Below are 23,894 nucleotides of genomic sequence, written 5' to 3'. Positions count from 1 at the left end.
TACATTTTTGATTTGGTCTTTCCTTTGTCATTTTGTAGTACGATCGCCCGAGAAACGCTTAAAGACTTTTTCGGGCAATGCGCGCTTTTTTAGCGGGCTCATTCTTAAGGCGATGAATTTACATCTTGTGGTGAAAAACAAGCCTGCCGAAAGCGAAAAGTTTCTACTGGTCAGCAATCACATGGGATTTATAGATATCATGATGTTGGCCTCGTGCACCCCGATGTTGTTTGTGACGTCGGTTGAGATGCGTGAGACTCCGTTCCTAGGTCTTTTGACGGAATTGGGTGGTTGTATTTATGTTGAACGCCGCAGCCGCACCCGGATTCTAGATGAAATGAAAAACATAGTTGAAACTTTGCGAAAAGGTTTCCGCGTTGTGCTTTATCCTGAGGCGACTTCCACAAATGGCGAGCGGGTTTTGCCCTTCAAGAAAACTCTGATGATGGCGGCAGCCCATGCAGGCGTTCCTATTCAACCCGTTGTGATCAATTTCCGTAACATCAACGGCGAAGACTTCACGTTAAAATGGCGTGACCACGTTTGTTGGTATGGCGACATTCCTTTCGCCACAGCGATGTGGAGAGCGGCGACGTTGAAGTCGGTGACGGGTGAAATCGAATTTTTAGAGCAAATCGTTTCAACTCCCGAAGATGACCGGGGTGTGATCGCCGACAAAGCTCATTCCCTGATTGCCTCCAAGTTCGTACCGGTAAAAGGCCTTCCTGTGGAAGAACAGTCTCCGGCAGAGATGGAAGCAGATCCTACTTGATTTTCAAAAACACATATGTAAATAATGTGTAAATGAGGAAGATCATTCATATTGATATGGACTGCTTTTATGCCGCGGTGGAAGTAAAATTTCGCCCGGAGCTTAAGGGGAAAGCCTTGGGTATTGGTGGTCCTCCTAACACCCGAAGTGTACTGACGACTGCCAGCTATGAAGCTCGTAAATATGGTGTGCGTTCGGCCATGCCGTCATCGCAAGCTGTGCGCTTGTGCCCGCATCTGATCTTAATTCCTCCTCATTTTGACTTATATAAAAATGAAAGTCGCAAAGTCCGCGAAATTCTTGAAAGATTCACAAACAAAATCGAACCTCTTTCGCTGGATGAAGCCTATTTGGATGTCACTGATTGTGAGCTTTTCGGGGGCAGCGCCACCTTGATTGCGCAAGAAATTCGTCGACTCATTTATACGGAATTAAATCTGACGGCTTCAGCGGGAGTCGCCCCGAATAAATTCTTGGCAAAGGTCGCCAGCGATTGGAAAAAGCCCAATGGGCAATTTGTGATTCGCCCTCAGGATGTGGCGGCTTTCGTGCGTGATCTTCCGATCGAAAAAATTTTTGGTGTGGGCAAGGTCACTGCCCAAAAAATGCATGATTTGGGTCTTCACACCTGTGGCGACATTCAAAAGTACACCGTCCTCGAGCTTCATAGTTGGTTTGGCTCCCGAGCCCAGGAACTCTATGACTTTGCACGAGGCGAAGATCATCGTCCTGTGGTGACGGAATGGGAAAGAAAGTCACTGACCGTCGAAGAAACTTTCAACCGCGATCTGCAAAGTTTAGACGAATGCCGTAGGGTCATTCCGACCCTTTACGAAGACTTTGTTCGTCGACTTGAAAAAGGCCAATATCAAGACCGCATCAAAGGGTTTGTTGTGAAATTGAAATTTTATGATTTTAAACAAACCACCCACGAAGAAGTCGCTAGGAGTGTTCCCACGAAAGAGGACTTTCAGCGCCTTTTAGAAAAAGCCTGGTCACGTCGCGAGGTGCCGGTTCGCTTAGTGGGACTGGGGGTGCGTTTGGGATCGCAGAAGAAGTCTGTCCACAACAATGACTCGCCGCAAATGAGGTTTGCAATTTAGAAAAGAATACATAAAAGGTGGTGCGCTTTTTTTTGGCACTATCATTGCTTCATTCGTCCTCGGCTTAAGGGCGGTGTCATTGAGACATCGGTTAAAAGAAAGGACCACCATGAAGAAGATTATTTTATCAGGGCTTCTTATCACCACACTATTTTGTAATACAGGCTGTGACTCTTCGGATATTGCAGCGGGAGCTATCGGCGTTGCCATCGGCATTGGCATTGGCTCCAGCCATGATGGCCATCATCACCATCATGATCGTCGTCCTCCACGTTATCGTGAATGCGGAAGACATCGTTGTTACACTGCCGAAGTTCCAGGTTTGGTTCAAGCAGATCCAGACGTGGTGGCATTCGCAGAAAGACACCAAATCCAGTTACAAACTGCTGAACAAATTAAAGCAGCTTTTGACCAAGTTCCAACACAGGGACTAGGCGCTTTTGAAGCCATTGGTTTGAATGAAAAAGCGATCAAGGCAATTGCAAACCGCAGTTTGCCAAAGACAGAGACTCTTAAAGCTGTTGCGCAAAAGTTGGATATCTCCGAAGCGCAAGCGCGCGACCTTATGAAAGAAGTGATTGCTGATTTCGATGCGCAGGCATCGAATGTGGAAAGTGCTTATTGGCAGTCTTGCATGGCGAAAGGTAAATGGAAAACTCCGCAAAACATGTATTGCACAAAGACCTTCTGGAACGGTTGCAGCCCGGAAACTGGCGCGACTCTTTGCATGTAATTTAGTTTTTTCGGGAGGATGGACGAAAAGCCTCCTCCTGAAGTTTGAAGTGAGCCTCTGAATCAATGATCTAATAGAGGGCCTTCCAGATTCTTCTTCTGTCGCGAGGTCTCTTCGCTCTCACTTTTCTGAACTTCTGTCGGTAACGATTCAATGTAAAGAGATTGCCCAGGAAGCGCTAAACGAACTTTCTGTGAATGAAGTCTTTCCTGAATACTCCATAAAATATTTTGTTTGATGTCCATGTGGGCCGTGAAGTCAGGGTTTTGCACCCAATAGACAAACTCAAATTCGACAGACGATGATCCCAGGGCATCCAGGTGACTTCTTTCCAGTTCGATGTCTTTTTGTTGTTTCACGATTTCGCTGATCCAGGAGGGAATTTGCCTGATGATGGGAAGGGGTGTTGTGTGAGGAACACTGAAGCGCAAAGCCACCCGGCGTTTCCACATCCGTTTGAAGTTTTGAATGCGACTATCTAGAAGATCGCGATTTGAAAACACCAGTTCTTCCCCAGAAAGACTGCGCACACGAGTCGTTTTGATGCCGATGTTTTCCACTGTTCCCATTTGCGGGCCGACGGTGATAAAGTCACCGACCTCGAAAGGTTTATCCAGAACAATAGACAGCGAGGCAAACATATCACCCAAAATATTTTGCGCCGCTAAGGCTACGGCAATGCCGCCAACACCTAGTCCCGCCAGCAAAGCGCCGATGTTGACTCCTAGATTGCTTAAGCTGATCAGAACCAGTGCGATGATGAGGGTGCCTTGAAGAACGGTGGTGATGATACCCATCGCAGAAGCTGTACTGGCATTTGTGCCGGTTTTCTTTTTAAGATAGTTGTTTTTCCAAAGCTGAATAGCGTACAGGCCCCAAATACCTAACTGCGAAGCCGTCGCGAAGACCACAAGAGCTTTGCCCACGGCCAGCACGCGGGTGTCTGCGCTCATGGCATGAAGAAGAGGAACGAAAATCCAAGTAAAGATAAACCAGGACTTCGTGGCGGTCAGGCAAGTCGCGATCGTGTCGTCAAGCTGTCTAGAAGTTTTAGCGGTGATGTATTTCAAGCGGGGAGCCACCCCTTTAAGAATGGCTTTGATAATCAGGGTTCCAAGAACGGCGCCAATCAAAGCAAAAAACCACGGCCAGGGTCCTCCCGTGGCGGTAATGACTTCTAAGTCGTGTCTCATCTTTGAATTCTGAAGATTTTCAAACATGTGTTTCCCTTCCAGAACGAATGGACCTATCTATTGCAGTTCAGATCGCGAATTTGTTCAATTCTGGCGGGACTATTGTGGGGAAAGTCAGGACAAAACGCTAAAAATGGGCCGTCCTCATTGTTTGCTGACAATGGTGGGTCGCTTCTCATTTTCACCTGTGGCAATCTGTGTTCGTAACGATCCCAGAGAAGAAGGTGTTTATGGTCAGCTTAACCGTCGTAATATTATTTTTTGCAATGGTTTTTGCCGGCATCTACTTCGTCTATAAGATGAATAGAACAGAAACATTACACCATCGATCTCATGGTCGTAGACCGCCAAAACCTCAACGATGAAATATCTGAGTCAATGAGGATGATGAGTTTCTTGGAATAAGTAGTTAGGAAAAGAAATTCGGCGGCGAAAAGAGGAGCTTGAAACGCTCCTCTTTTTTTATTTTTAAAATTCTTTTTTCCACTCGTCTTCTTTGAAGCCGACAAGATGAATTTTCTCGGAAATAACAAAAGGTCTTTTCACCAGCTTGCCATTCTCAGAGAGAAGTTTGATAGCTTCCGTCTCGGTCATGCTTGGAAGTTTTTCGCTTAATTTCATCTCTTTGTACATTACGCCCGAAGTATTAAAAAGATTGCGAATACTGCCGCCGCGAGCTTTCAGGGCGCCCAGCATTTCCTTTAGCTCCTTTTGCGAAGGAGCCTTGTCGACGATCGGAAGTTTTTCGTATTTTACTTTCTTTGCATCTAGAAATTTTAACGCCTTCACGCACGTAGAGCATTTGGCATATTCATAAACCTTAAGCATTGCTCTTCACCAACCATCCACACATCTTATAAAGAATGCGCGCGCCGACGTTGCCGTCCCACTCTACTTCGTGCTCTTCGAGGCCGCCTGTGGAAACTTCATTGAGGTCAAAGGCAATAATCTTACGGCCGGAAGCGTGAACTTCGCGGAACAAAAAGAAAACCTGATCCACACTCAAGCCGCCTGGCACGGGTGTTCCGGTGTGCGGGCAGAAAGCAGGATCAAGACCGTCGATATCGAAAGAGATATAAACATTTTGCGGAAGTTCTTTAATAATATCTTTGCAAACCTGTTCCCAGGTTTCGCCTTTAAGTAGACGGCGCTTAAGCTCAAGATCATAAAAAGTTTTGATGTCTTCACGTGAATTGCTAAAGTCGTATTCTTCTTCACAGAAATCGCGAATACCCACTTGCACCAATTTTTTGGGTTTCTTCGCGTCAGTCATCACATTGTACATGATGGATGCATGAGATTGTTTGAAACCCTGGTAGGCTTTTCTGAGGTCGGCATGGGCATCAATGTGCAAAACGCCGAAGTCGCCCTTGAATTGATCACTCACGGCGCGGATCGCCCCCAGAGGTGTTGAATGGTCGCCGCCGACAAGTCCCAGAAGCTTGCCTTTTTTTAGCACGTCTGAGCATTGATCGTAGACCCATTGAGACATTTCTTCACAAGCTTCATTCACTTGCGCCGCTAAAGAGTTCATTTTTGTTTCATCGTCACTCAAGTTCGTACGCATGGCGATGAGCTCTTGTGCGACTGCCTTGAATTTGTCATTCATTGCACACAGGTCTTCAGGGAAATCGCGCATGTGGTAGCCAACTTCGTAAGCCTTGCCGACTTCGATGTCGAACAGGTCGATCTGCTCACTGGCTTGACGGATGATCTGAGGGCCGCGTGAAGCACCCTCGCCATAAGAAGTTGTGACCTCCCAGGGAACGGGGACGAGTACGACTTTGGATTCCTCCTCAGTCATTGGAATACCAAAGATTCCGAACTCCGCAGAAATGGTGGTGGTGGGATCGAATTTCACCGTCTTATCAGACATTTATTTACTCCTTGAGAATGGACAGCTTTATAGCATTTAAGCATGGCGTCAATCGAGCAATAACTTGATTATTTTTCTCGCATAACCGAATTTAATCGCACTTTGGGAAGTACGTAAATTCCCTACGAAATTCTTTGGAGGAAACACAATGAATATGAAGGGTCTCCTAACTCTTATTTTGAGTTCAGCTTTGACAGCACCCGCTTTTGCAGCAGCACCCAATGCTAACGCACCAAAAGGCGGAAATTTCGTTTTTAACCTTGGTGGCGAGCCGCCAACGGTTCACCCGATCACTGCTACTGATGCTTACTCACGTTACGTACAAAATTACGTGTGTGATGGAATGGCGACTCGTGACTCCGAGACTTACGATTGGAAACCTCGTTTGGCTGAGAAGTGGGAAATCTCCAAAGATAATAAAGTTTTCACTTTCCACCTTCGCAAAGACGCTGTTTTCCACGATGGCACTCCTGTAACTGCTGACGACGTGAAGTTTTCTTTCGACGCGATCTTTGAACCTAAGTACGAAGCGGCTCATTTGCGCCCTTACTACGAAGGTTTGACAAAAGCTGAAGTTATCGATGCTCACACGATCCGTTTCACGGCTCGTGATCTTTACTTCAACAACTTCGAATCGGCTGCGACTTTGACTGTGATCCCTAAGAAGATCTACAGCGATATCGAAAAATCTAAGAAGATGAACCGCCAACTTGTGTGTGCGGGTCCTTATGTCCTTTCTAAATTTGACCGTGGCCAAGTTATCACATTGAAAAAATTTGATAAATGGTATGGCAACAAAGATGCCGCTTACGCCGGTATGTACAACTTCGACACAATCACTATGCGCTTCTACAAAGACGAAAACGTCGAACTTGAGCGCGCGAAAAAAGGTGAGTTGGATTACCTTGATCTACGTGTTGAAGCCTTCATGAAAAAAACCGAGGGAGCTCCTTGGGGTAAAACAATCATCAAGCACAAAGTTGAAAACAGCGCTCCGAAATCTTACGGTTTCATTGGCTGGAACTTCCGTAAAGAGTTGTTCCAAGACCGCAGCGTACGTGTGGCTTTGGCTCACTTGTTGAACCGTGAAGAAATGAATAAAAAATTCCGTTACGGCATGTCTGATCTTGCCAACGGCGCGATTTATCTTCGCTCTGAATACAACCCAGGCAATAAGGCTCTTGAATTCAATCCGAAAAAAGCTCAGGAACTTTTGGCTAAAGCTGGTTGGACAGACAAAGACAAAAACGGTGTTCTAGAAAAAGAAGTGAACGGTAAACGCACTGAATTCAAATTCACTTTGATCTACCCGTCTAAAGACACTGAAAAATACTACACTATGTATCGTGAGGACTTGAAAAAAGCCGGTATCGATATGGAGTTGAAGTATCTTGAATGGAACTCCTTCTTGAAACTTGTTGATGAAGGTAACTTTGATGCTGTGACAATGGCATGGGGTGGCGGTTCCGTAGATCCAGATCCAAAACAAATCTGGCACTCTGCAAGTGCTGTTGCTGGTGGATCTAACTTCATCGCATACAAAAACCCAGAAGTTGACAAGTTGATCGACGAAGCTCGTGTTGAGCCTAATAAGGCTAAACGTGTAGCAGCTCTTAAAAAGGTTTATGCCAAGATCGCTGAGGATGCTCCTTACGCGTTCCTATTCAACGATAAGTACGCGTTTTACGCGAACTCGTCTCGCATGGGCATGCCTGCAGAGACATTCAAATATGAGATCGGTCGAGATTACTGGTGGTTGAAGGCTCAATAGTCTTCGCCCCTGCGCCATCATATTAATTTTTTTTCCAGAAGGCGTACAATGTACGCCTTCTTTCTTGCGCCTCACCGAAAATAGTATTACAGCGTTACTATCTTTTCCTCATCGTAAAGTATTGTGGGAGTAGGGCTTTGATCGTTTACCTGATTCGCCGATTGTTATTGATGATTCCGACGTTTTTCGGGATTACCGTTGTCACCTTTGTGTTGATTAACTTAGCTCCGGGAAGCCCCATCGAGCAGAAGCTTCAGGCCATCCGTTTCGGCGCTGCCGGCGGTGGTGGCGGGGGCGGCGGCGGAGGTGGTATCAATACCCGCGGCGACACTTCGGTCAACGAAGAGGTCATTGAGGCTCTTAAGAAGCAATATGGCTTCGATAAGCCCCTTCATGTTCGTTACTTCATCTGGCTAAAAAACCTCACTCGTCTTGATTTCGGTGAAAGTTTTACCTACCAAGAGCCTGTCATCGACGTTATCAAAAGTAAATTTCCGGTCTCCTTACAGTTCGGTATTGCCTCGCTGATCTTAACTTATCTGGTCTGTATCCCATTGGGGGTGCGAAAGGCGATTAAGGCGGGCGCTGCTTTTGACAGGATAACGACGATTCTGCTGAATCTGACGTACTCGATTCCTCCGCTGGTCTTGGGTATTTTCTTGATCGTTGTGTTCGCAGGTAAGCTGAATATGTTCCCTATCGGGGGCATTCAATCCGATGACTATGAGTCCTTAACAAGCATGGGGAAGTTATGGGACCGGGTGCACCACTTTGTTCTTCCTTTGATCTGTTACATGATCGGTGGCTTCACTGAGCTTTCAGTTCTTATGCGTAACTCGATGTTGGATGTTATCAAGTCTGACTTCGTTCGTACGGCGCGCGCCAAGGGTCTGTCGGAAAATATCGTTATTTTCAAGCACGCTCTTCGTAATGCCTTGATTCCAATTGCAACAGGGTTAGGCGGCTTCTTCGGCGCTTTCCTGGCGGGCTCGTTGATCATTGAGCAGATGTTCAACTTGGACGGTATCGGTTTGTTGGGATATCAATCTGTTCTTTCGCGCGACTATAACGTGATCATGGGATTGACCTTCATTTCATCGTTACTTTTGATGTTTGGCCGCGTATTCAGCGACATCATCTATGTTCTTATCGACCCAAGGATTGACTTCAAATGATGGATCCAATTCAGAAATATCTTATTAAGAATGAACTTACGCTTAAACGCTACAAGCGGTTTAAGCGCGATCGCACTGCGGTGATCTCTGTTTGGATTCTATTGACGATGTTCTTCTTTAGTTTCACGGCAGAGCTTTGGGCGAACAACCGTCCTCACGTAGTCAGCTATCAGGGTAAGTTGTACTTCCCTCTTTTTGTTGACTACCATCCGACTGATTTCGGTCGCGAAGACATCTATGTGATGGACTATCGCCAACTGGAAATGAAGGAAGGCGACTGGTCAGTATGGCCCATCATCCAATGGGATCCTTACGAGAGCAATAAATCCGTCGACACTTATCCGTCTCCTCCAACTTCTGTGAACTGGATCGGGACAGATGAAAGTGGTCGTGATGTGATGACCCGTCTTCTTTACGGTTTCCGCTACACGATGTTATTTGCGATCGGAAGCTGGATTGCGACTTACGCCATCGGTATTACGCTGGGTTCTTTGATGGGTTACCTGGGTGGAAAGACGGACTTGGTCGGGCAACGTGTTGTTGAGATCGTTGAAAGTACGCCGATTCTTTTCGTTTTGATCACAATCATTTCGATCTTCACACCAAGTTTGCCGTTGTTGATCATCTTCTTCGCGCTGTTCAGTTGGACAGGAATTTCCGCCTACATGCGGGCTCAGTTCCTTTCTTTAAGAAAACGTGAGTACGTTGAAGCGGCGAAAGCCATCGGTGCAGACCACAAACGTATCATCGGAAAACACATTCTTCCGAATGGTCTGACTCCGATCGTAACATTTGCTCCGTTTTTCATCGCTGGTGGTGTAAACACATTGTCTTTCCTAGATTACCTAGGATTGGGACTTGTTCCACCAACACCAAGCTGGGGCGAGTTGATGGCTCAGGCTCAAAAATGGTTCACGATTGCCGAATGGCTAGTCTGGGGACCAATGGTTGCCATCGTTCTAACTCTGACAGTTCTCATCAATATTGGCCTAGCCGTGCGCGACGCCTTCGACTCGAAAATGTAAGGTACCTGCTTCCCTTTGTTTCAAAAAGGAACCAGGTTCCGGAACCGTCACAGTCTGAGTTGAATTTTAAGAGACTTCCTGCGGGAGGTCTCTTTTGCTTTCTGGGTTTAGCATGCCTAGAAAAAGACAGATTTTTACCTCCGAATATCCTTATCACTTGTCCGCAAGATGCCATAACAAAGAATGGTTCGACCTGCCCCTGTGGCAGATATGGGCAGTGATGTCTAAATATCTTTCCTATGCTTCAGAAACACACAAGATGGAAATTCATTCCTTTGTTCTGATGAACAATCACTTTCATCTGATCGCTCAATTTCCAGAAAACAATATGGCAGAGGCGATGAACTATTTCATGAGGGAAACTTCAAGAGTGATCTCTAGAAAAGCGGGCAGGATCAATCAAACGTACGGAGGACGCTATTTTCGTTCGGCCATCACGAAGAACAACTATCTGGATCACGTCTATAAGTACGTGTATCGAAACCCCGTTGAAGCCGGTATCGTCGAAAGTGTTCAGGATTATCAGTTCAGTACTCTTTATATGAAACTAAAAAGCCGTAGCAGTGGCTTCCCGATAATCGAGGATCCGCGGATTTCATCAACACAGCGGCATTCAACCTTGAAGTGGTTGAATACCGCACCGAAGGCAAGCGACAAAGAAGAAATAAGAAAGGCATTAAAAAAGCCCGAGTTCAATTTGACTTCTCGGGCTTCGGGAATGTTTGTTCATCATTTAGAGGTCGATCGCTTCTAGGGGATGCGACCTTGAAAGAACCTGGTTCCTTTTTGATACAAAGGGAAGCAGGTACCTATTCGGCTTCTTCTAGGTAGGTGTAGCCGGAAAGGCCTTCTTCGTAGTGTTTGATCAGAAGCTTGGCTTCTTGTTTTGTGATCGAACCCTTTTGAATACTTTCTTCTGTGGCTTGACGAACATTGTCGACCATTTCAGAGCGGCCGTACTGAACGTAAGAAAGAACTTCCGTTACAGTGTCGCCCGGAACATAGTGGTCAATGGTGTAGCCGACACCATTCAAAGAAATATGAACGGCGTCTGTGTCGCCGAACAAGTTGTGAAGGTCACCAAGAATTTCTTGGTAAGCACCGGTCAGGAATACGCCCAGGTAGTACTGTTGGCCATCGGTAAACTGGTGAAGGCGAACCGTGTCTTTGGGGGTTCCTGATTCTGTGTCGATGAACTTTTCAATAACACCGTCAGAGTCGCAAGTTAAATCCGCCAAAGTGGTCTCGCGTGAAGGTTCTTCGCCCAAGCGGTGAATAGGGATCACCGGGAACAATTGGCCTACTGCCCAAGAGTCGGGAACGGACTGGAACACCGAGAAGTTTGAGAAATAAGTATCACATAGCTCTTTAGAAAGGGCCGCAATGATATCTTCAGTATCAGAAACAGTCTTCGCCAGTTTCACCATTTTAGTCGCAATGGAGAAGTACATGCTTTCACACCACGCACGTTGTTCTAATGTCAAAACTCCGTAAGTGAAAAGCTGTAAAGTTTCTTGCTTCGCTTGCTCAAGGTCATTGAAGCATTCGTTGATATTGTCCTTGTTCACCTTCTCAAAGATGTACTGCATGTCTTGCATGATGGAAGGATCTGTCTTTGAAGCAGGACGAGGAGGTTCGTGACGGTGAAGATCATTCACGCCCAAAACGTTGAATACGAGAACGGAGTGATGGGCCACCAGGAAGCGACCTGACTCTGTCACGATGCTTGGGTGTGGAATGCCTTTTTCATCACAAAGAGTTTGCAGAACAGACACGATGTCATTTGCGTACTCTTGCTCGGAGTAATTCACAGAGCTGTCAGAATGGCCGGACCCGTCGTAATCAATACCAAGACCGCCACCGACGTCGATGTATTTAAGGCCTGCACCCATTTTATAAAGCTCAGTGTAGAAGCGAGCGCCTTCTTTTAAAGAAGATTTGATAGATTGAATTGCCGGAACCTGAGAGCCAATGTGGTAGTGCAGAAGCTCAAGGCAATCCAACATGCCTTCTTTTTTCAAGTACTCAACACCGTCAACGATCTCAACAGCCGTCAAACCGAACTTAGAGCGAGCCCCTGACGAATCGACCCATTTGCCCGCACCTTGCGTGTTAAGTTTCGCACGGAAACCGATTTTTGGGCGAGTATTGAACTTCTTCGCTGTATCGACGATCATTTTCAATTCTTCTTTACGGTCCACAACGATGATCGTGTTGCGGCCCAATTTTTGCGAAAGAATTGCGGTCTCAATGTATTCAAAATCTTTGAAGCCGTTGCAGATGATCAGAGCGTTTTCGGTATTCATCAAAGCCAGAACCACAAGAAGTTCAGGTTTAGAACCACACTCAAGCCCCATGGAGAAGCTGCGGCCGTATTTCACCAATTCCTGCACCAGGTGACGTTGTTGGTTTACCTTGATCGGGTAAACGCCACGGTATTGGCCTTTATAGCCATGATCGGCGAAAGCTTTTTGGAAACAACCGTTCAAAAGCTCTACGCGAGATTTAATAATTTCTGGAAAACGGATCATGATAGGAACGCGGATACCGCGGTCCAAAAGATCCTGAGTAAGTTCGAACAAGTCAACCGAAGGGCCATTGGCGCCCATTGGAGTTACAGAGACATTGCCTGCTCCGTTAATTCTGAAATAACCGTTGCCCCAGTTGTTAATCCCATAAAGCTCAGCACTTTTTTCAGGACTCCAATTTGACATTTCTTTTGGCCCTCATTCTTCTTTCATTTACGAAAGAGATTATATTTTCTGGCGGGGCCGTAAAGATTTTTTTTGAAAATCTGGTCCTTTTCGGGCGCCCGCGAGGCACCCGAAAAGGGCGCCAGTTTATTTCACGATCAAATTTAAAATTCTGCCGGCTTTATAAATCACTTTGTCAGGATTTTTTCCAGCTAAAACTGCAGACACTCCGGCCACGGCTTTTGCCGCTGCCACCGCTTCCTCTTCGGAAGCTGTCGGGCTTATTTCGATCGTGCCGCGCATTTTGCCGTTTACTTGCACGCCGATCGTCACAGTGTCGTCAGCGACGAGGGTACTATCATATTTTGGCCATGGAGCCAAAGAGCAAAGTCCTTCTCCGCCCATTTTTTCCCACAATTCTTCAGCCAAATGTGGAGCAAAAGGAGCCAGGATTTGCACGAGGGGTTTTAAAGCCTCTTCTGAACGGCACTCCGCCTTGTAAAGCTCATTCACAAGGATCATCATTGCGCTGATAGCCGTGTTAAAGCTCATGCTTTCGATGTCTTCAGTGACTTTTTTTATGGTTTTATGAACTAATTTCTTAACTTCATCCGGGGCGGCCTCTTTGGTGGCGACATATTGGCCTTCGTCGTTAACTACGAGGCGGCCGATACGATCCAAAAAGCGCTTAACTCCATCAATGCCTGTGGGGGCCCAAGGTTTGTCTTTGTCGACCGGTCCCATGAAGCTGATAAATGTTCTCATTGCGTCAGCGCCATGGCTTTTCGCGATCGTGTCGGGAGAGATCACGTTACCACGGGATTTCGACATTTTTTCGCCGTCGGGTCCCAAGATCATGCCTTGGTGAAGAAGCTTTTTGAAGGGTTCATCGTGGGTCACAAGACCACAATCAAAAAGAACTTTCATCCAGAAGCGTGAATAAAGCAAATGCCCCACGGTATGCTCAGGTCCGCCGACGTAAAGGTCGACAGGCATCCAGTACTTTTCAGCCTCTGGGCTGAAAGGAGCTTGATCGTTTTGAGGGTCGATGTAGCGCAGGAAGTACCACGACGAGCCTGCCGCTCCGGGCATGGTGTCGGTTTCGCGTTTGCCTTCTTTGCCATCACGGACATAACGAACCCATTCGGCGTTGCGAGCCAAAGGAGCTTCACCTGTATCGGCGGGCTCATAGTCGGCCACTTCGGGCAGAAGGACGGGAAGTTCATTGACGGGAACGCCACGGGAGCCATCGGCAAAATGCACGATCGGGAACGGTTCGCCCCAGTAGCGCTGGCGACTGAAAAGCCAGTCGCGTAATTTATACTGAACTTCGCGAACGCCTAACTTCTTATCTTCCAGGTGAGAAAGCATGGCTTTGATCGCTTCGGCTTTGGCAAGACCATTTAGGAAATCCGAATTCACCAAGGTGCCGTCGCCCTCAAAAGGTAACGCCTCGCCACCGTCAAGAACACGTTTTACCGGCAAGTTGAATTTAGTGGCGAATTCGAAATCGCGAGAGTCGTGGCCAGGAACTGCCATGATAGCTCCGGTGCCGTAATCTAAAAGAACATAATCGGCAATCCATACAGGGATCTTTTCACCTGTGATGGGGTGGGAAGCATAGGCTCCGGTGAAAACGCCGGTTTTATCAGTTGTGGCTTTACGTTCAACTTCGGACTTGCGAGAAGTCGCCTCGATATAGGCTTCGACGGAGGCTTTTTCTTGCGCCGTTGTGATTTTCTTTACAAGTTCATGTTCGGGGGCCATGACCATGAACGTAACGCCAAACAAAGTGTCTGGACGTGTGGTGAAGACTTCAAAAGACTCTGCCGTGCCGTCGACTTTGAAAGTGACACGAGCGCCTTCGCTTTTACCAATCCAATTGCGTTGCGCCTCTTTGGTTCTTTCGGGCCAATCTACTTTGTCGAGGTCGTTCAGAAGACGTTCGGCATAGTCGGTAATTTTCAGCATCCACTGTTTCATCGGAACGCGAATGACCGGATGGCCGCCACGTTCAGACTTTCCATCAATGACTTCATCATTGGCTAAAACTGTCTTTAAAGCTGGGCACCAATTTACCGGGACCTCTTTTTGATAGGCTAAGCCGCGCTCATAAAGTTTTAGGAAAATAAACTGAGTCCACTTGTAGTAACTGGGTTCACAAGTTGAGATTTCGCGGCTCCAGTCAAAACTGAATCCGTAAGACTGCAAGGTGTTGCGGAAGCTTTCGATGGCTTTTTGAGTCGTGATCGCCGGGTGGATGCCGGTTTGAATGGCGTACTGTTCTGCCGGCAAACCGAAAGCATCATACCCCATTGGATGAAGGACGTTGAAGCCATTGACGCGTTTGTAGCGGGAAACAATGTCGCCCGGAGTGTAGGAGGCCATGTGACCGATATGCAATCCCGAGCCCGATGGGTAGGGGAACATGTCTAAAGCATAATATTTCGGTTTCTTGCTGTTTGACTCAGCTTGAAACGCTTTTTGCTCGGCCCATTTCTTTTGCCATTTCGATTCAATATCGGTGAAGTTTAAACTCATAGCGGACATCCCTTACAAACGTTGTAGTGCTTCGTTTAGTCCTATACAAAATCACCCTCAAATTCAACGAATATGCGGACGCAAACAGGGGGTTTTGCATAAGGCCGTTTTCACGGGCTCGACACGATTTAAGTCCAGCCCAGACCTCGTCGATGGATCAGAATTTTCCTTAACCCAATCTCGAAATTAACCGATGAGTGAGGCAGACGTTACACTGGTATGTAGATGAGTTTTGAAAACAGCTCCAAACAACCTAAAAGTCGCCGCATTCTAGTAATCGACGACGATAAAGACAGCTTAGAGATTCTTTTGGAACCTCTGAGATGGGAAGGCTATGACGCTCGCGGTGTCACGACTGAAAAAGAGGCGCATAGTCTTATCGAGTCTTGGGTGCCTCAAGTGGTCATTCTGGACTGGATGGCGCCTTCAATGGCGGGCTTAAGATTTCTTAAAAATATCCGCGAAAGACTGAATCATGTGTCCTGTGTTTTCGTTTCCGAGAACTCAAGCACCGAAGCCATTATCGAAGCCTTGGATTCGGGGGCGGACGACTACATCGTCAAACCCTTTGTACCTTTGGAACTTTTGGCCCGTATTCGCACCCAGCTTCGAATCCGCGATCTTCACGAACAACTTCTTTATGCGAACGAAAAGCTGAAAGAGCTTGTCGACACGGATGACTTAACCGGCCTGTATAACATGCGCTCCCTTTATCAACGCCTCGATTTCGAATTGGAGCGCGGTCGTCGATTTCATCGTGATGTCTGCGTTGTGATGATGGATATGGACTATTTTAAAACCGTGAATGATGGACATGATCATCTGTTCGGAAGTTACGTTCTTTCTGAAGTAGGTAAAATCATTCGCGCCAACACTCGTAACATTGATATTCCGGCCCGCTATGGCGGTGACGAATTCCTGGTGGTTTTGACGGAGACCAATCACGAAGGGGCTATGTACTTCTGTGAACGTCTGCGTGAAAACATTCAGAAAACGACCTTCCGCAATGGCGAAGACTCCATTAAATTAACGGCCTCGGTGGGATTTGCCATCACCATCCCGGGGGAAAACATCAGTGCCCGCGAACTGGTTCGCCGTGCCGACCATGCTCTTTATGATGCCAAACGCGGGGGGCGCAATATGGTTTGTTATTACAAGCCCGACGAGGCCCCGGTTGTCGAGCTGAAGTCCGCTGCCCAAAAACGCCGAAAAGCAGCAGGATAGTGATTGACGAATTAAGAGGGATCAACGAAAACCCTTTATATGGCGTCAGATGTTCTTTCGGATTCTTCCAATAAAATTAGAAATCGAGCTGCATGGGTTTCGGCCATTGCGAGTCTATTAATTTTCGGTCTTAAAGTCGGCGCCTATCGTATCACTGGGTCATCCGCAGTTTTGTCTGATGCGCTTGAAAGCATTGTGAATGTTATTGCCTCTGTTGTGGCTCTTTACGTTGTGCGCTTTGCTTCACAACCCGCCGATCACGAACATCCCTATGGACATGGTAAAGCGGAATCCTTCAGTTCCGCGTTTGAGGGTGGCTTAATCTTTTTCGCCGCCATCATGATCATTCTTGAAAGTGCGAAGGCGCTTATATACCAGGAACCCACGCAACAGCTAGAAGTGGGTTTGTTGGTTGTCGCGGTTGCGGCTCTTTTGAATCTGGCTTTGGGATTTTATCTTAAGCATGTTGGTAAAACTCATCACTCGGAAGCCCTTCGCGCCAGTGGGGCGCACGTCATGTCCGACGTTCTGACGACGGCGGGAGTAATGGTCGGTCTGGGGCTTGTGCTTCTTACCGATATTAAATGGATTGACCCTGTCGTGGCCATTTTGGTCGGACTTCAACTGGCGTTTTCGGGATATAAAATTGTCAGAGAGTCATTGGGCGTGCTGATGGACGAACAGGACGAAGAGATTTTGCGAGATCTGACGAAGGAGCTGGATTCTAGTCGAGAACCCGGTGTCATTGATATTCATCATCTTAGAATCATTCGTTCGGGGCGATTTCATCATGTCGACGCTCATATGGTGATCCCGGAGTACTTTGACATTTTAAAAGCTCATGATCTTGTGCATCGCTACGAAGAGCGCGTTGTTGGTGCTTACAAGTTTGATGGAGAGCTCGCTTTTCACTTAGACCCGTGTAAAAAATCCTACTGCCGTGTTTGTGACGTTCTGACCTGTCCCATCCGACAAGAGCCTTATCAGAGTCTGCGTGCATTCACTGTGAAAAGCTTGACCGATGGCCCTCGTCCGACTAATCAAGGGGCCTATGACAAGTCCGGTTCCACGTAGAAGAATTAATATCACTAAAGATTTACCAAACCAAAATGCGTATACTTTGGCCTTAAATGGCGAATACGCTCAGGTGGCTTTTGATGAGCTTCGTGCGCCATTGAATAAGGGTCTGTGGCGTTCGGACGTTTTCAAAGCTGAGCCGACTTTGCCGATGGATGTCGAGGTCGGCACTGGAAACGGTACTTACTTTGCCCATCACGCCAAAACTCATCCACAGCGCCTATTGGTGGGTTTAGAGCTTAAGTACAAACCTCTGGTACAATCAATTCGTCGAGCAGTAAGCGCGGGTTGTAAGAATGCGGCGATCTGTCGTTACCATGCCTTCAATATCGACGAACTTTTTTCAGAAGGCGAAATCGATGACGTCTATATCCATTTTCCAGACCCTTGGACTTCGCCGAAGAAGCCCAAAAATCGTTTTGTCTGTAAGCAGAATCTGGACGTTTTACATCGTTTGCAAAAGCCAGGCTCCTTTATCAATTTTAAAACGGATTCTTTGACCTATTTTTTGTGGGCCATGGATGAAATTCGCCAGTCCTCTTACAAGATCATTTTTGAGACTCAAGATTTGCATAACTCAGAGATGAAAGATCAAAATTTCGAAACGGCTTTCGAAAAAATCTTTTTGCGCGAGGGGATCAAGATCAACTTCGTGCGTCTGCAGAAAGTTTAATCACTTAAAGAATAGCGGAACCACTTCGATAGCGATCAGAAAGATGATGATGATCTCTAGAAGTTGGTTTCGTTTTTCGTTGGCTTCGCCGACAAAAAGTCTTGAGACCTGAGCCAAGTTCGAAAGTTTTTGATCCACACTGTCGCGCCAATCTTTAAAGCGCAATCTTTGCGAGGCGGCGCGGAAGATCTTTGCGAGATAAAAATCTCCGACCACTTTCATTGTATTTTCAACACTTTCCACGGTATCTGAAATATCCAGATAAATCTGGGCCGCTTCACGCGACAGACGCGAATAGTGATTCTGGAATATACTAAAACGCTTTTTTTCAAGGGACGAATATAGATAAGTCAGGCGCTCATCCAGTAAGTCATCATAGTAGCGCATCTCTAAAAGCTGACATAAAGAAAACTCGATAACATCGACAATATCAGTGGACCCTGAAGGCTCTATGATCAGCGCCGAGTTCCAATCAATCACCGCCAGGTCATCCTGGCTGTATTGAAAAGTACTTTCTAGAATGGTTTTTTTAATTTGATCGGAAAGAGTTTCGTTGTTCTCGGAAAGAATCAGGCGGAAGACATCATATCGGTTGAAGACTTCCATCGCGTTTTTTTCACAACCTTCAAGGCTTTGAAAGAAGTAGCAGGCATAATCTTCGTAGGTTTCCCATGTCACCGAAGAAACAGGTCGACCCAGTCCCGCGACGATCTGTTCGATTCTTTTTTTTGCCAGGTCGTGCAGATTAGAATCATTTTCCAGAAAGTTTCCTAGAGCAATGAGCTTGTCCCAGCTCAGGCCCTTAGGAATTACAAAGGACAGGGTCAGTGAAACGGCGCCAAAGTGCCAGATCTTAGCTGTGACTTCCAGGTCCAAGGGGTGTCCTAGAGCATTGTACTTGGAGTTTTCAATCGCCAAAGAAAGAGGTGGTTGATTGATGATCATCGCCTTAGAGGTGCGATTCAAACGAAAGCGTTGGGCTGATGATGACATCTCGAAAGTGCGTTGTACGCCCTCAAGATTTACGTCTTTGCCAATATCGAACACCCGATAGATATGAATACGTCCGTTCATAGAGTTAGGCTATCGCGGTCAAGAATGTCTGTCAGTTGTTCAGTTTGTAACTCAAGGTCCTGCGTCAAATGGCATTTTGTCCTGAGGAGCCACAATGTGGCTTATAATAATCTAAAAAAAAGGGGGAGGATATGAGGCTTGTGCTTGGTTTGATCCTATCAATCCTGATGTTCATGGCTGTCATTGACACTGTCTTTGCGGCTATTCTCCCAGAGCGTGATTCAGAACAGTTTATCGCGCCTAGTGAGTCCATGACGGTCCTGCGAGGGAATCTTTCTTTGTGTAAGACCGAAAGACCCCACGGGGGAAAGGCCGGGCTTTCTTTTATTCAGCTAGGTCGTGGCCAATGTCCCGCACAGATCGCAACACCGATCGGCTGGGATCGACCCGAAGAAGAGTCTGTGTCTCCGGGGATTCCCTTTAAAGGCAAAGGTCTTTAATCACCAATATGTGGCGTCCACAGTGATATCGCCAAGAACTTGAGTTTGACAGCTGATGCGAACGTCGGAAGGCAGATCTTTGGTTTCGCGTAAGAAGGCTTCGATTTCATTTTCAGGCGTCAGATTTTCTTTCCCAGCGACAATCACGATTTTGCACTTCGCGCAAACGCCGTCGCCATCACAACTAGAGGCTACGGGGAGGCCTGCATCAAGAAGAGACTTCATCAGATTTGCGCCGGTGGGCACCGTCAAAGCCGCGCGATTTTTTTTAAACGAAATCAAAGGCATGGCATATTGTAGCTGACGCAGTCCAAAACGTGCAAAGAAGTAATGAAAACAAACACGTTTGTGGTAGCCTAGGAGCGTAATTTGGTCCCCTATTTGTGAGGTTTCTATGACTCAAGATACGAAAATTGAAAATGTGATTATTATCGGTTCCGGCCCTGCAGGTCTGACATCGGCTATCTATACTTCTCGCGCGAATTTAGAGCCTTTGATGATTGAGGGCGAAGAAGCAGGGGGCCAGTTGATGACAACGACTGAAGTTGAAAACTTCCCTGGCTTTGAACACGGTATTACAGGTCCGGATCTTATCTCTGTCATGCGTAAACAAGCCGAAAGATTTGGAACTCGTTTCATCACTCGCAATGTAACAAAGGTGGATTTTTCCCAACGTCCTTTCAAAGTGTGGATTGGTGATAAGCTTTATTTGGCTAAATCCATCATTATTTCCACCGGGGCCAGCGCAAAGTATTTAGGCCTGCCTTCTGAAAAACAATATGCCAATCGCGGTGTTTCAGCTTGCGCAACTTGTGACGGAGCCTTCTTCCGCAATCAAGAAATTGGCGTGATCGGTGGCGGTGATACGGCAATGGAAGAGGCGACCTTCCTGACTCGTTTTGCTTCGAAAGTTTATGTCATCCATCGACGTGACCATTTCCGTGCTTCAAAAATCATGGCGGAACGAGTGATGAAGAATCCAAAGATTGAAGTGCTTTGGAATACAGAAGTCGTTGAGGTTTTAGGCGATGGCAAAAGCATGACCGGAGCAAAAATCAAAAACGTGAATTCAGAAGAAGTTAAAGATCTTGGGATCACCGGTCTTTTCCTGGCCATTGGCCATAAGCCGAATACAGACCTGTTTAAAGGTGTTTTGGATATGAATGAGACAGGGTATTTGATTACCCAGCCCAACACGACCTATACTAATATTCCAGGTGTTTTTGCGGCAGGAGACGTGCAAGATCATGTATACCGCCAGGCAATCACAGCTGCCGGCACTGGTTGTATGGCCGCGATTGACGCGGAAAGATGGTTGGAAGCGCAAGGTTCTCACTAAGGAAGATATGAAGGATAAAAGAATCAACACGAAAGATTTAGTTGATAAGATCGAGAAGATGACGAAGGCGCGCATCGCGAGTCAGGACGTTGTCTCTTTAGATCAGTTTCGTGAAGCGAAGAAGAAGCTCGATCCCAAAGTTATCTTGGTCATTGAAGACGACGAAACAATGCGATTGGCGATGAAAAGAATTCTTGAAACCGAAGGCTATGTCACCAAGTTGGCAGCGGACGCGACCGAGCTTTCCACGGCTTTGGATGATCATCCGGTGGATTTGATTCTGATGGACGTCGGCCTTCCCTGGGTGAACGGTTTTGAGCTTGCCCAGCTTCTGAAAGACCACCGTGACCTGAAGAAAATTCCTTTGGTATTTGTGTCTGGCAAAGCCTCTGAAGACGACATGAAAAAGGCTTTTGAAATCGGCGCTGACGATTATATTAAAAAGCCCTTCGATGTCGAAAAATTGAAGAAGACGGTTCAAACTCTTCTTAAGTTGAACGAATAGTTACCCAGTTTTAGCCTTAGGTCTTGTCTCAGATCGAGACCCTAAGGCCAGCTCCATAATTTCTCAATAGTCCTGACCGAAAATAGTGAGCATCCTATTGTTAAACAAGCTAAAATAGGAAGCTCATGGCACGTCGGTTATCCGTAGTAATTTTACTGTTAGTCCTTGTGGGAGCTGTTCTTTATTTTATAAATAAAGATGAATCGGCGTCCCCACTCTCAAGTGCCACGTCTGCATCGCAAACATCGACTTTGACGAACAGGGACGACGATGAGGGGACTTTAAGTCCTTCAGCCATTTCTGAAAATACTCAGACGACAGAGATTGCATCGAATCAGCAACCCACACAAATGCGTCCACGGTCTTTGCGGTTGCCAAAGTCTGAGCGCACAACTGCGCAACTGAATATTCAAGAAGCAGAGTTCTTAGACTCTTCCTTATTCGTCGATACGAATTGGAAAATATGGAATGGTGTAAAGGCGATTCCCAAAAATACGGGCCGCCCTGGGCAAGCAGTGGTTGGCGAACTCACTGGATTTTATCTAGTGAAAGAGTCCGCAAGTGATCCCAGTAGTTTTTCTTCTTCAGAGCCTTTCGTGGTTTATGACGCTCGTTTGGGCGTTGCGGGCGTAGTGACGGGATTGTTCTCTGTGGTTCTGAAAGAAGGGGTTTCTGCAGAAGTCTTAACGCAAACCTTGGGATTAAAAGTCGTAAATTCTTTTCCGGATATTCGTACTTACTACGTCACTTCACCTCAGGAACCTTTTGATTTAAAGGCCGTTCAAGATCTTCTAAAAACAGACCCTTCTGTTGAATCTGCGCAGATGGAAATTTTAAGTAGAAACTATGAAAAGAATTAGTCGAAGAACCCGCATCTTAATTGCTGTTTTTGCGGCAAGTTGCCTGACGGGGCTGTTCTTTACTAATTGTGCTGAAAGCGCGTTTAAAGCGGCGGAACCTGATAAGTCCGGCGTGGACCCCTTTTTGGAAATGGCCTGGCATATCAGTAACACCGCCCAAAAGGTTTTTGCTTCTGAGGCGGGAGAAGCGGGCAACGATCTTAATCTGTTGCAAACTTGGGAAAGCGGTCTTTCTGGAAACGGCATTAGTATTCTGATTTCTGATGACGGGGTCGAAGACATTCACGAAGACTTGAAGAAAAATTTCTTAACTAGTGGTTCAAAGGACTACACCTTGTCGTCTCCTTGGACTTCGAGTGCGGCTGCTCCTAAGACGGCCGATGACAATCATGGGACGGCGGTGGCGGGATTGATTGCGGCAGTGGCCTCTAACGGTGTGGGGACCAAGGGTGTCGCGTTCAAGGCAGGAATTGCTTCGGCGAATTTTCTGTCATCATTGGCGCCCTATAGTGACGCCGTTCTTGTCAGTCAGGCCGATGGAAATTTTGATCTGTTCAATATGAGTTGGGGGGCTTCGCAAAATGTACTCAATACACCGTCGGCAAATTTTCAGGCGAAGCTAAAATCAAAAGCAACAACCGGTCGTTCAGGTAAAGGATCTTTGATTGTGAAGGCGGCGGGGAATGACTTCTTTGTGAAGTGCCGGGGCTCATCGACGCAATACTGCGTGGGTAATGCGAATTTTGATTCTGATAACAGCACTCCATATACGATCATCGTGTCGGCATTGAACGCGCAAGGATACGCTGCCAGCTATTCTTCTCCCGGGTCCAACATTTGGATCTCGTCTTTTGGGGGTGAGTTTGGCGATGATTCTCCGGCCATGGTGACTACGGATCGCACGGGCTGCTCGAAAGGTTTTTCGGCTTCGAATGTGACCAGTGATGTTCCTTTTGAGCGTGGAGCCAATGGCAACTCGGCTTGTAGCTACTCGGTCACTTTCAATGGCACATCGGCGGCGACGCCTGTGTTGACGGGGGCTATCGCACTGATTTTGGAAGCAAATCCCGCTTTAACCTGGAGAGACGTGAAGTACATATTGGCGAAGACGGCCGTTCCTGTGAACTATATCACAACAGGCAGTATTCCTCAGCCTTTGGGTGATAGCATTCCTTCAGGTTATGCCTGGGAACAAACGTGGATTGAAAACGCGGCCGGGTTCAAATTCCATAACTGGTACGGTTTCGGCAAGGTGGATGTGGACGCGGCAGTGGCGATGGCAAAAAACTATGTTTCGCCTTTCGGAGCTTTTACGGAAACGGGTTGGGCGCATAGTTCAGGAGCTGTTACGATTGGTGTTCCGGACAATAGCTCGGCTGGAGGCACAAGTGTCATCATCGTCAATGACAATCTAAAAATTGAATCCGTGCAGATTCAGGCGTGGGTCACTCACGCCGACGTGTCGGAGCTGGCATTAGAGCTGATTTCGCCGTCGACGAAGAAAAGTATTCTAGTGAATATGCGCAACTCCTTAAGCGGTTTAGGCAACTTTCAAGGTGAAGTTTTTCTGACCAATGCATTTTATCAAGAGCAAACCCAGGGCGCGTGGACACTTAAAGTTGTCGATGGTAAAAGTGGCAATACCGGAACACTCACCCAATGGAAAATCAATTTCACGGGCAGCTATTAAACGTTGATCCTGACATCTTATAGCGTACGTTCTAATCAAAAAAAATATCGGCGCGATGTTAAGGAGCGTGACCTGCTTTCGGTGGCGAAATTGTCATAAAACTGAATTTTTATATGCGACAAAAACTTGG

The 23,894-nt window shown here is 46.8% G+C and carries 22 protein-coding genes; 15 read left to right on the top strand and 7 right to left on the bottom strand.

The window, feature by feature from the left end; translation table 11 throughout:
• Window positions 1-112: 112 nt before the first annotated feature.
• The 3 genes from OM95_RS06035 (at window position 113) to OM95_RS06025 (ending at window position 2,608) form a co-directional block, all read left to right on the top strand.
• On the top strand, window positions 113-772 hold the full coding sequence (locus tag OM95_RS06035) for a lysophospholipid acyltransferase family protein (protein WP_291515665.1): 660 nt from the start codon (window positions 113-115) through the stop codon (window positions 770-772).
• A 32-nt stretch (window positions 773-804) separates the two neighbouring features.
• A complete protein-coding gene (dinB, locus tag OM95_RS06030; RefSeq protein ID WP_041871379.1) occupies window positions 805-1,875 on the top strand; it encodes a DNA polymerase IV in 1,071 nt (356 codons plus the stop codon).
• Window positions 1,876-1,984: 109 nt separating this feature from the next.
• Entirely contained in the window at window positions 1,985-2,608 is a 624-nt protein-coding gene (locus tag OM95_RS06025; protein ID WP_041871378.1) for a hypothetical protein, read from the top strand.
• A gap of 62 nt (window positions 2,609-2,670) precedes the next feature.
• Here the strand turns inward: OM95_RS06025 and OM95_RS06020 are convergent, their stop codons facing one another.
• From OM95_RS06020 to OM95_RS06005, 3 genes are all read right to left on the bottom strand, one after another.
• Entirely contained in the window at window positions 2,671-3,801 is a 1,131-nt protein-coding gene (locus OM95_RS06020) for a mechanosensitive ion channel family protein (protein WP_291515663.1), read from the bottom strand.
• A 468-nt stretch (window positions 3,802-4,269) separates the two neighbouring features.
• On the bottom strand, window positions 4,270-4,629 hold the full coding sequence (locus tag OM95_RS06010; RefSeq protein WP_041871374.1) for an arsenate reductase family protein: 360 nt from the start codon (window positions 4,627-4,629) through the stop codon (window positions 4,270-4,272).
• Window positions 4,622-5,677 (bottom strand): agmatinase family protein, encoded by a 1,056-nt coding sequence (locus tag OM95_RS06005; RefSeq protein ID WP_041871372.1) that lies wholly within the window; start codon window positions 5,675-5,677, stop codon window positions 4,622-4,624. Before OM95_RS06005 ends, OM95_RS06010 begins: the two co-directional genes overlap by 8 nt.
• A 154-nt stretch (window positions 5,678-5,831) precedes the next feature.
• On the opposite strand from OM95_RS06005, the gene OM95_RS06000 reads away from it, so the two are divergent.
• The 4 genes from OM95_RS06000 (at window position 5,832) to OM95_RS05985 (ending at window position 10,402) form a co-directional block, all read left to right on the top strand.
• On the top strand, window positions 5,832-7,448 hold the full coding sequence (locus tag OM95_RS06000; protein WP_291515661.1) for a peptide-binding protein: 1,617 nt from the start codon (window positions 5,832-5,834) through the stop codon (window positions 7,446-7,448).
• A gap of 137 nt (window positions 7,449-7,585) precedes the next feature.
• Entirely contained in the window at window positions 7,586-8,623 is a 1,038-nt protein-coding gene (locus OM95_RS05995) for an ABC transporter permease subunit (protein ID WP_291515659.1), read from the top strand.
• Window positions 8,620-9,648: an ABC transporter permease subunit gene (locus OM95_RS05990; RefSeq protein ID WP_291515657.1), complete on the top strand. Its 1,029-nt coding sequence runs from the start codon at window positions 8,620-8,622 to the stop codon at window positions 9,646-9,648. Before OM95_RS05995 ends, OM95_RS05990 begins: the two co-directional genes overlap by 4 nt.
• Window positions 9,649-9,868: 220 nt before the next feature.
• Window positions 9,869-10,402 carry a transposase gene (locus tag OM95_RS05985; RefSeq protein WP_291515655.1) on the top strand — a complete coding sequence of 178 codons (534 nt, stop codon included), beginning with the start codon at window positions 9,869-9,871 and terminating at the stop codon, window positions 10,400-10,402.
• 55 nt (window positions 10,403-10,457) lie between these two features.
• Here the strand turns inward: OM95_RS05985 and speA are convergent, their stop codons facing one another.
• Together speA and leuS are read right to left on the bottom strand one after the other, a co-directional pair.
• Entirely contained in the window at window positions 10,458-12,362 is a 1,905-nt protein-coding gene (speA, locus tag OM95_RS05980; protein ID WP_041871365.1) for a biosynthetic arginine decarboxylase, read from the bottom strand.
• A gap of 126 nt (window positions 12,363-12,488) precedes the next feature.
• A complete protein-coding gene (leuS, locus tag OM95_RS05975) occupies window positions 12,489-14,882 on the bottom strand; it encodes a leucine--tRNA ligase (protein WP_041871364.1) in 2,394 nt (797 codons plus the stop codon).
• Window positions 14,883-15,107: 225 nt separating this feature from the next.
• Between leuS and OM95_RS05970 the strand changes: the two genes are divergently transcribed.
• The 3 genes from OM95_RS05970 to OM95_RS05960 are packed head-to-tail and all read left to right on the top strand — an operon-like array spanning window position 15,108 to window position 17,856.
• Window positions 15,108-16,106: a diguanylate cyclase gene (locus OM95_RS05970; RefSeq protein WP_041871361.1), complete on the top strand. Its 999-nt coding sequence runs from the start codon at window positions 15,108-15,110 to the stop codon at window positions 16,104-16,106.
• 39 nt (window positions 16,107-16,145) lie between these two features.
• Window positions 16,146-17,180, top strand: a complete 1,035-nt coding sequence (locus tag OM95_RS05965) for a cation diffusion facilitator family transporter (protein WP_041871359.1) — start codon at window positions 16,146-16,148, stop codon at window positions 17,178-17,180.
• On the top strand, window positions 17,158-17,856 hold the full coding sequence (locus tag OM95_RS05960) for a tRNA (guanine-N7)-methyltransferase (protein WP_291515653.1): 699 nt from the start codon (window positions 17,158-17,160) through the stop codon (window positions 17,854-17,856). The genes OM95_RS05965 and OM95_RS05960 overlap by 23 nt, the downstream gene beginning before the upstream one ends.
• Here the strand turns inward: OM95_RS05960 and OM95_RS05955 are convergent, their stop codons facing one another.
• The gene (locus OM95_RS05955) at window positions 17,857-18,930 is read right to left on the bottom strand and encodes a hypothetical protein (RefSeq protein ID WP_041871356.1); all 1,074 of its coding nucleotides are present in this window, start codon (window positions 18,928-18,930) and stop codon (window positions 17,857-17,859) included.
• Window positions 18,931-19,061: 131 nt separating this feature from the next.
• Here OM95_RS05955 and OM95_RS05950 point away from each other — a divergent pair, with 131 nt between their 5' ends.
• Complete coding sequence (locus tag OM95_RS05950; RefSeq protein ID WP_041871354.1) at window positions 19,062-19,370, top strand: hypothetical protein; 309 nt, start codon at window positions 19,062-19,064, stop codon at window positions 19,368-19,370.
• Here OM95_RS05950 and OM95_RS05945 read toward each other — a convergent pair whose 3' ends face one another.
• Window positions 19,371-19,658 carry a 2Fe-2S iron-sulfur cluster-binding protein gene (locus tag OM95_RS05945; protein ID WP_041871352.1) on the bottom strand — a complete coding sequence of 96 codons (288 nt, stop codon included), beginning with the start codon at window positions 19,656-19,658 and terminating at the stop codon, window positions 19,371-19,373.
• 106 nt (window positions 19,659-19,764) lie between these two features.
• On the opposite strand from OM95_RS05945, the gene trxB reads away from it, so the two are divergent.
• The 4 genes from trxB (at window position 19,765) to OM95_RS05925 (ending at window position 23,764) form a co-directional block, all read left to right on the top strand.
• Window positions 19,765-20,709 carry a thioredoxin-disulfide reductase gene (trxB, locus tag OM95_RS05940; protein WP_041871349.1) on the top strand — a complete coding sequence of 315 codons (945 nt, stop codon included), beginning with the start codon at window positions 19,765-19,767 and terminating at the stop codon, window positions 20,707-20,709.
• A 7-nt stretch (window positions 20,710-20,716) separates the two neighbouring features.
• The gene (locus tag OM95_RS05935; protein ID WP_291515651.1) at window positions 20,717-21,214 is read left to right on the top strand and encodes a response regulator transcription factor; all 498 of its coding nucleotides are present in this window, start codon (window positions 20,717-20,719) and stop codon (window positions 21,212-21,214) included.
• A gap of 125 nt (window positions 21,215-21,339) precedes the next feature.
• On the top strand, window positions 21,340-22,074 hold the full coding sequence (locus OM95_RS05930; RefSeq protein WP_041871346.1) for a hypothetical protein: 735 nt from the start codon (window positions 21,340-21,342) through the stop codon (window positions 22,072-22,074).
• Complete coding sequence (locus OM95_RS05925; protein WP_291515649.1) at window positions 22,061-23,764, top strand: S8 family serine peptidase; 1,704 nt, start codon at window positions 22,061-22,063, stop codon at window positions 23,762-23,764. Before OM95_RS05930 ends, OM95_RS05925 begins: the two co-directional genes overlap by 14 nt.
• Window positions 23,765-23,894 lie beyond the last annotated feature (130 nt).

Source organism: Bdellovibrio sp. ArHS (assembly GCF_000786105.1).
Lineage (GTDB): Bacteria > Bdellovibrionota > Bdellovibrionia > Bdellovibrionales > Bdellovibrionaceae > Bdellovibrio.
Note: the sequence above shows the minus strand (reverse complement) of the source record. Positions and strands in the feature narration are given on the sequence as shown.

What these genes read in the sequence shown, in the direction of transcription:
- OM95_RS06035 (WP_291515665.1), top strand. Translation starts at nt 113, where the DNA reads ATGAATTTACATCTTGTGGTGAAAAACAAGCCTGCCGAAAGCGAAAAG.
- dinB (WP_041871379.1), top strand. Translation starts at nt 805, where the DNA reads ATGAGGAAGATCATTCATATTGATATGGACTGCTTTTATGCCGCGGTG.
- OM95_RS06025 (WP_041871378.1), top strand. Translation starts at nt 1,985, where the DNA reads ATGAAGAAGATTATTTTATCAGGGCTTCTTATCACCACACTATTTTGT.
- OM95_RS06020 (WP_291515663.1), bottom strand. Translation starts at nt 3,801, where the DNA reads ATGAGACACGACTTAGAAGTCATTACCGCCACGGGAGGACCCTGGCCG.
- OM95_RS06010 (WP_041871374.1), bottom strand. Translation starts at nt 4,629, where the DNA reads ATGCTTAAGGTTTATGAATATGCCAAATGCTCTACGTGCGTGAAGGCG.
- OM95_RS06005 (WP_041871372.1), bottom strand. Translation starts at nt 5,677, where the DNA reads ATGTCTGATAAGACGGTGAAATTCGATCCCACCACCACCATTTCTGCG.
- OM95_RS06000 (WP_291515661.1), top strand. Translation starts at nt 5,832, where the DNA reads ATGAAGGGTCTCCTAACTCTTATTTTGAGTTCAGCTTTGACAGCACCC.
- OM95_RS05990 (WP_291515657.1), top strand. Translation starts at nt 8,620, where the DNA reads ATGATGGATCCAATTCAGAAATATCTTATTAAGAATGAACTTACGCTT.
- OM95_RS05985 (WP_291515655.1), top strand. Translation starts at nt 9,869, where the DNA reads ATGTCTAAATATCTTTCCTATGCTTCAGAAACACACAAGATGGAAATT.
- speA (WP_041871365.1), bottom strand. Translation starts at nt 12,362, where the DNA reads ATGTCAAATTGGAGTCCTGAAAAAAGTGCTGAGCTTTATGGGATTAAC.
- leuS (WP_041871364.1), bottom strand. Translation starts at nt 14,882, where the DNA reads ATGAGTTTAAACTTCACCGATATTGAATCGAAATGGCAAAAGAAATGG.
- OM95_RS05970 (WP_041871361.1), top strand. Translation starts at nt 15,108, where the DNA reads ATGAGTTTTGAAAACAGCTCCAAACAACCTAAAAGTCGCCGCATTCTA.
- OM95_RS05965 (WP_041871359.1), top strand. Translation starts at nt 16,146, where the DNA reads ATGGCGTCAGATGTTCTTTCGGATTCTTCCAATAAAATTAGAAATCGA.
- OM95_RS05960 (WP_291515653.1), top strand. Translation starts at nt 17,158, where the DNA reads ATGACAAGTCCGGTTCCACGTAGAAGAATTAATATCACTAAAGATTTA.
- OM95_RS05955 (WP_041871356.1), bottom strand. Translation starts at nt 18,930, where the DNA reads ATGAACGGACGTATTCATATCTATCGGGTGTTCGATATTGGCAAAGAC.
- OM95_RS05950 (WP_041871354.1), top strand. Translation starts at nt 19,062, where the DNA reads ATGAGGCTTGTGCTTGGTTTGATCCTATCAATCCTGATGTTCATGGCT.
- OM95_RS05945 (WP_041871352.1), bottom strand. Translation starts at nt 19,658, where the DNA reads ATGCCTTTGATTTCGTTTAAAAAAAATCGCGCGGCTTTGACGGTGCCC.
- trxB (WP_041871349.1), top strand. Translation starts at nt 19,765, where the DNA reads ATGACTCAAGATACGAAAATTGAAAATGTGATTATTATCGGTTCCGGC.
- OM95_RS05935 (WP_291515651.1), top strand. Translation starts at nt 20,717, where the DNA reads ATGAAGGATAAAAGAATCAACACGAAAGATTTAGTTGATAAGATCGAG.
- OM95_RS05930 (WP_041871346.1), top strand. Translation starts at nt 21,340, where the DNA reads ATGGCACGTCGGTTATCCGTAGTAATTTTACTGTTAGTCCTTGTGGGA.
- OM95_RS05925 (WP_291515649.1), top strand. Translation starts at nt 22,061, where the DNA reads ATGAAAAGAATTAGTCGAAGAACCCGCATCTTAATTGCTGTTTTTGCG.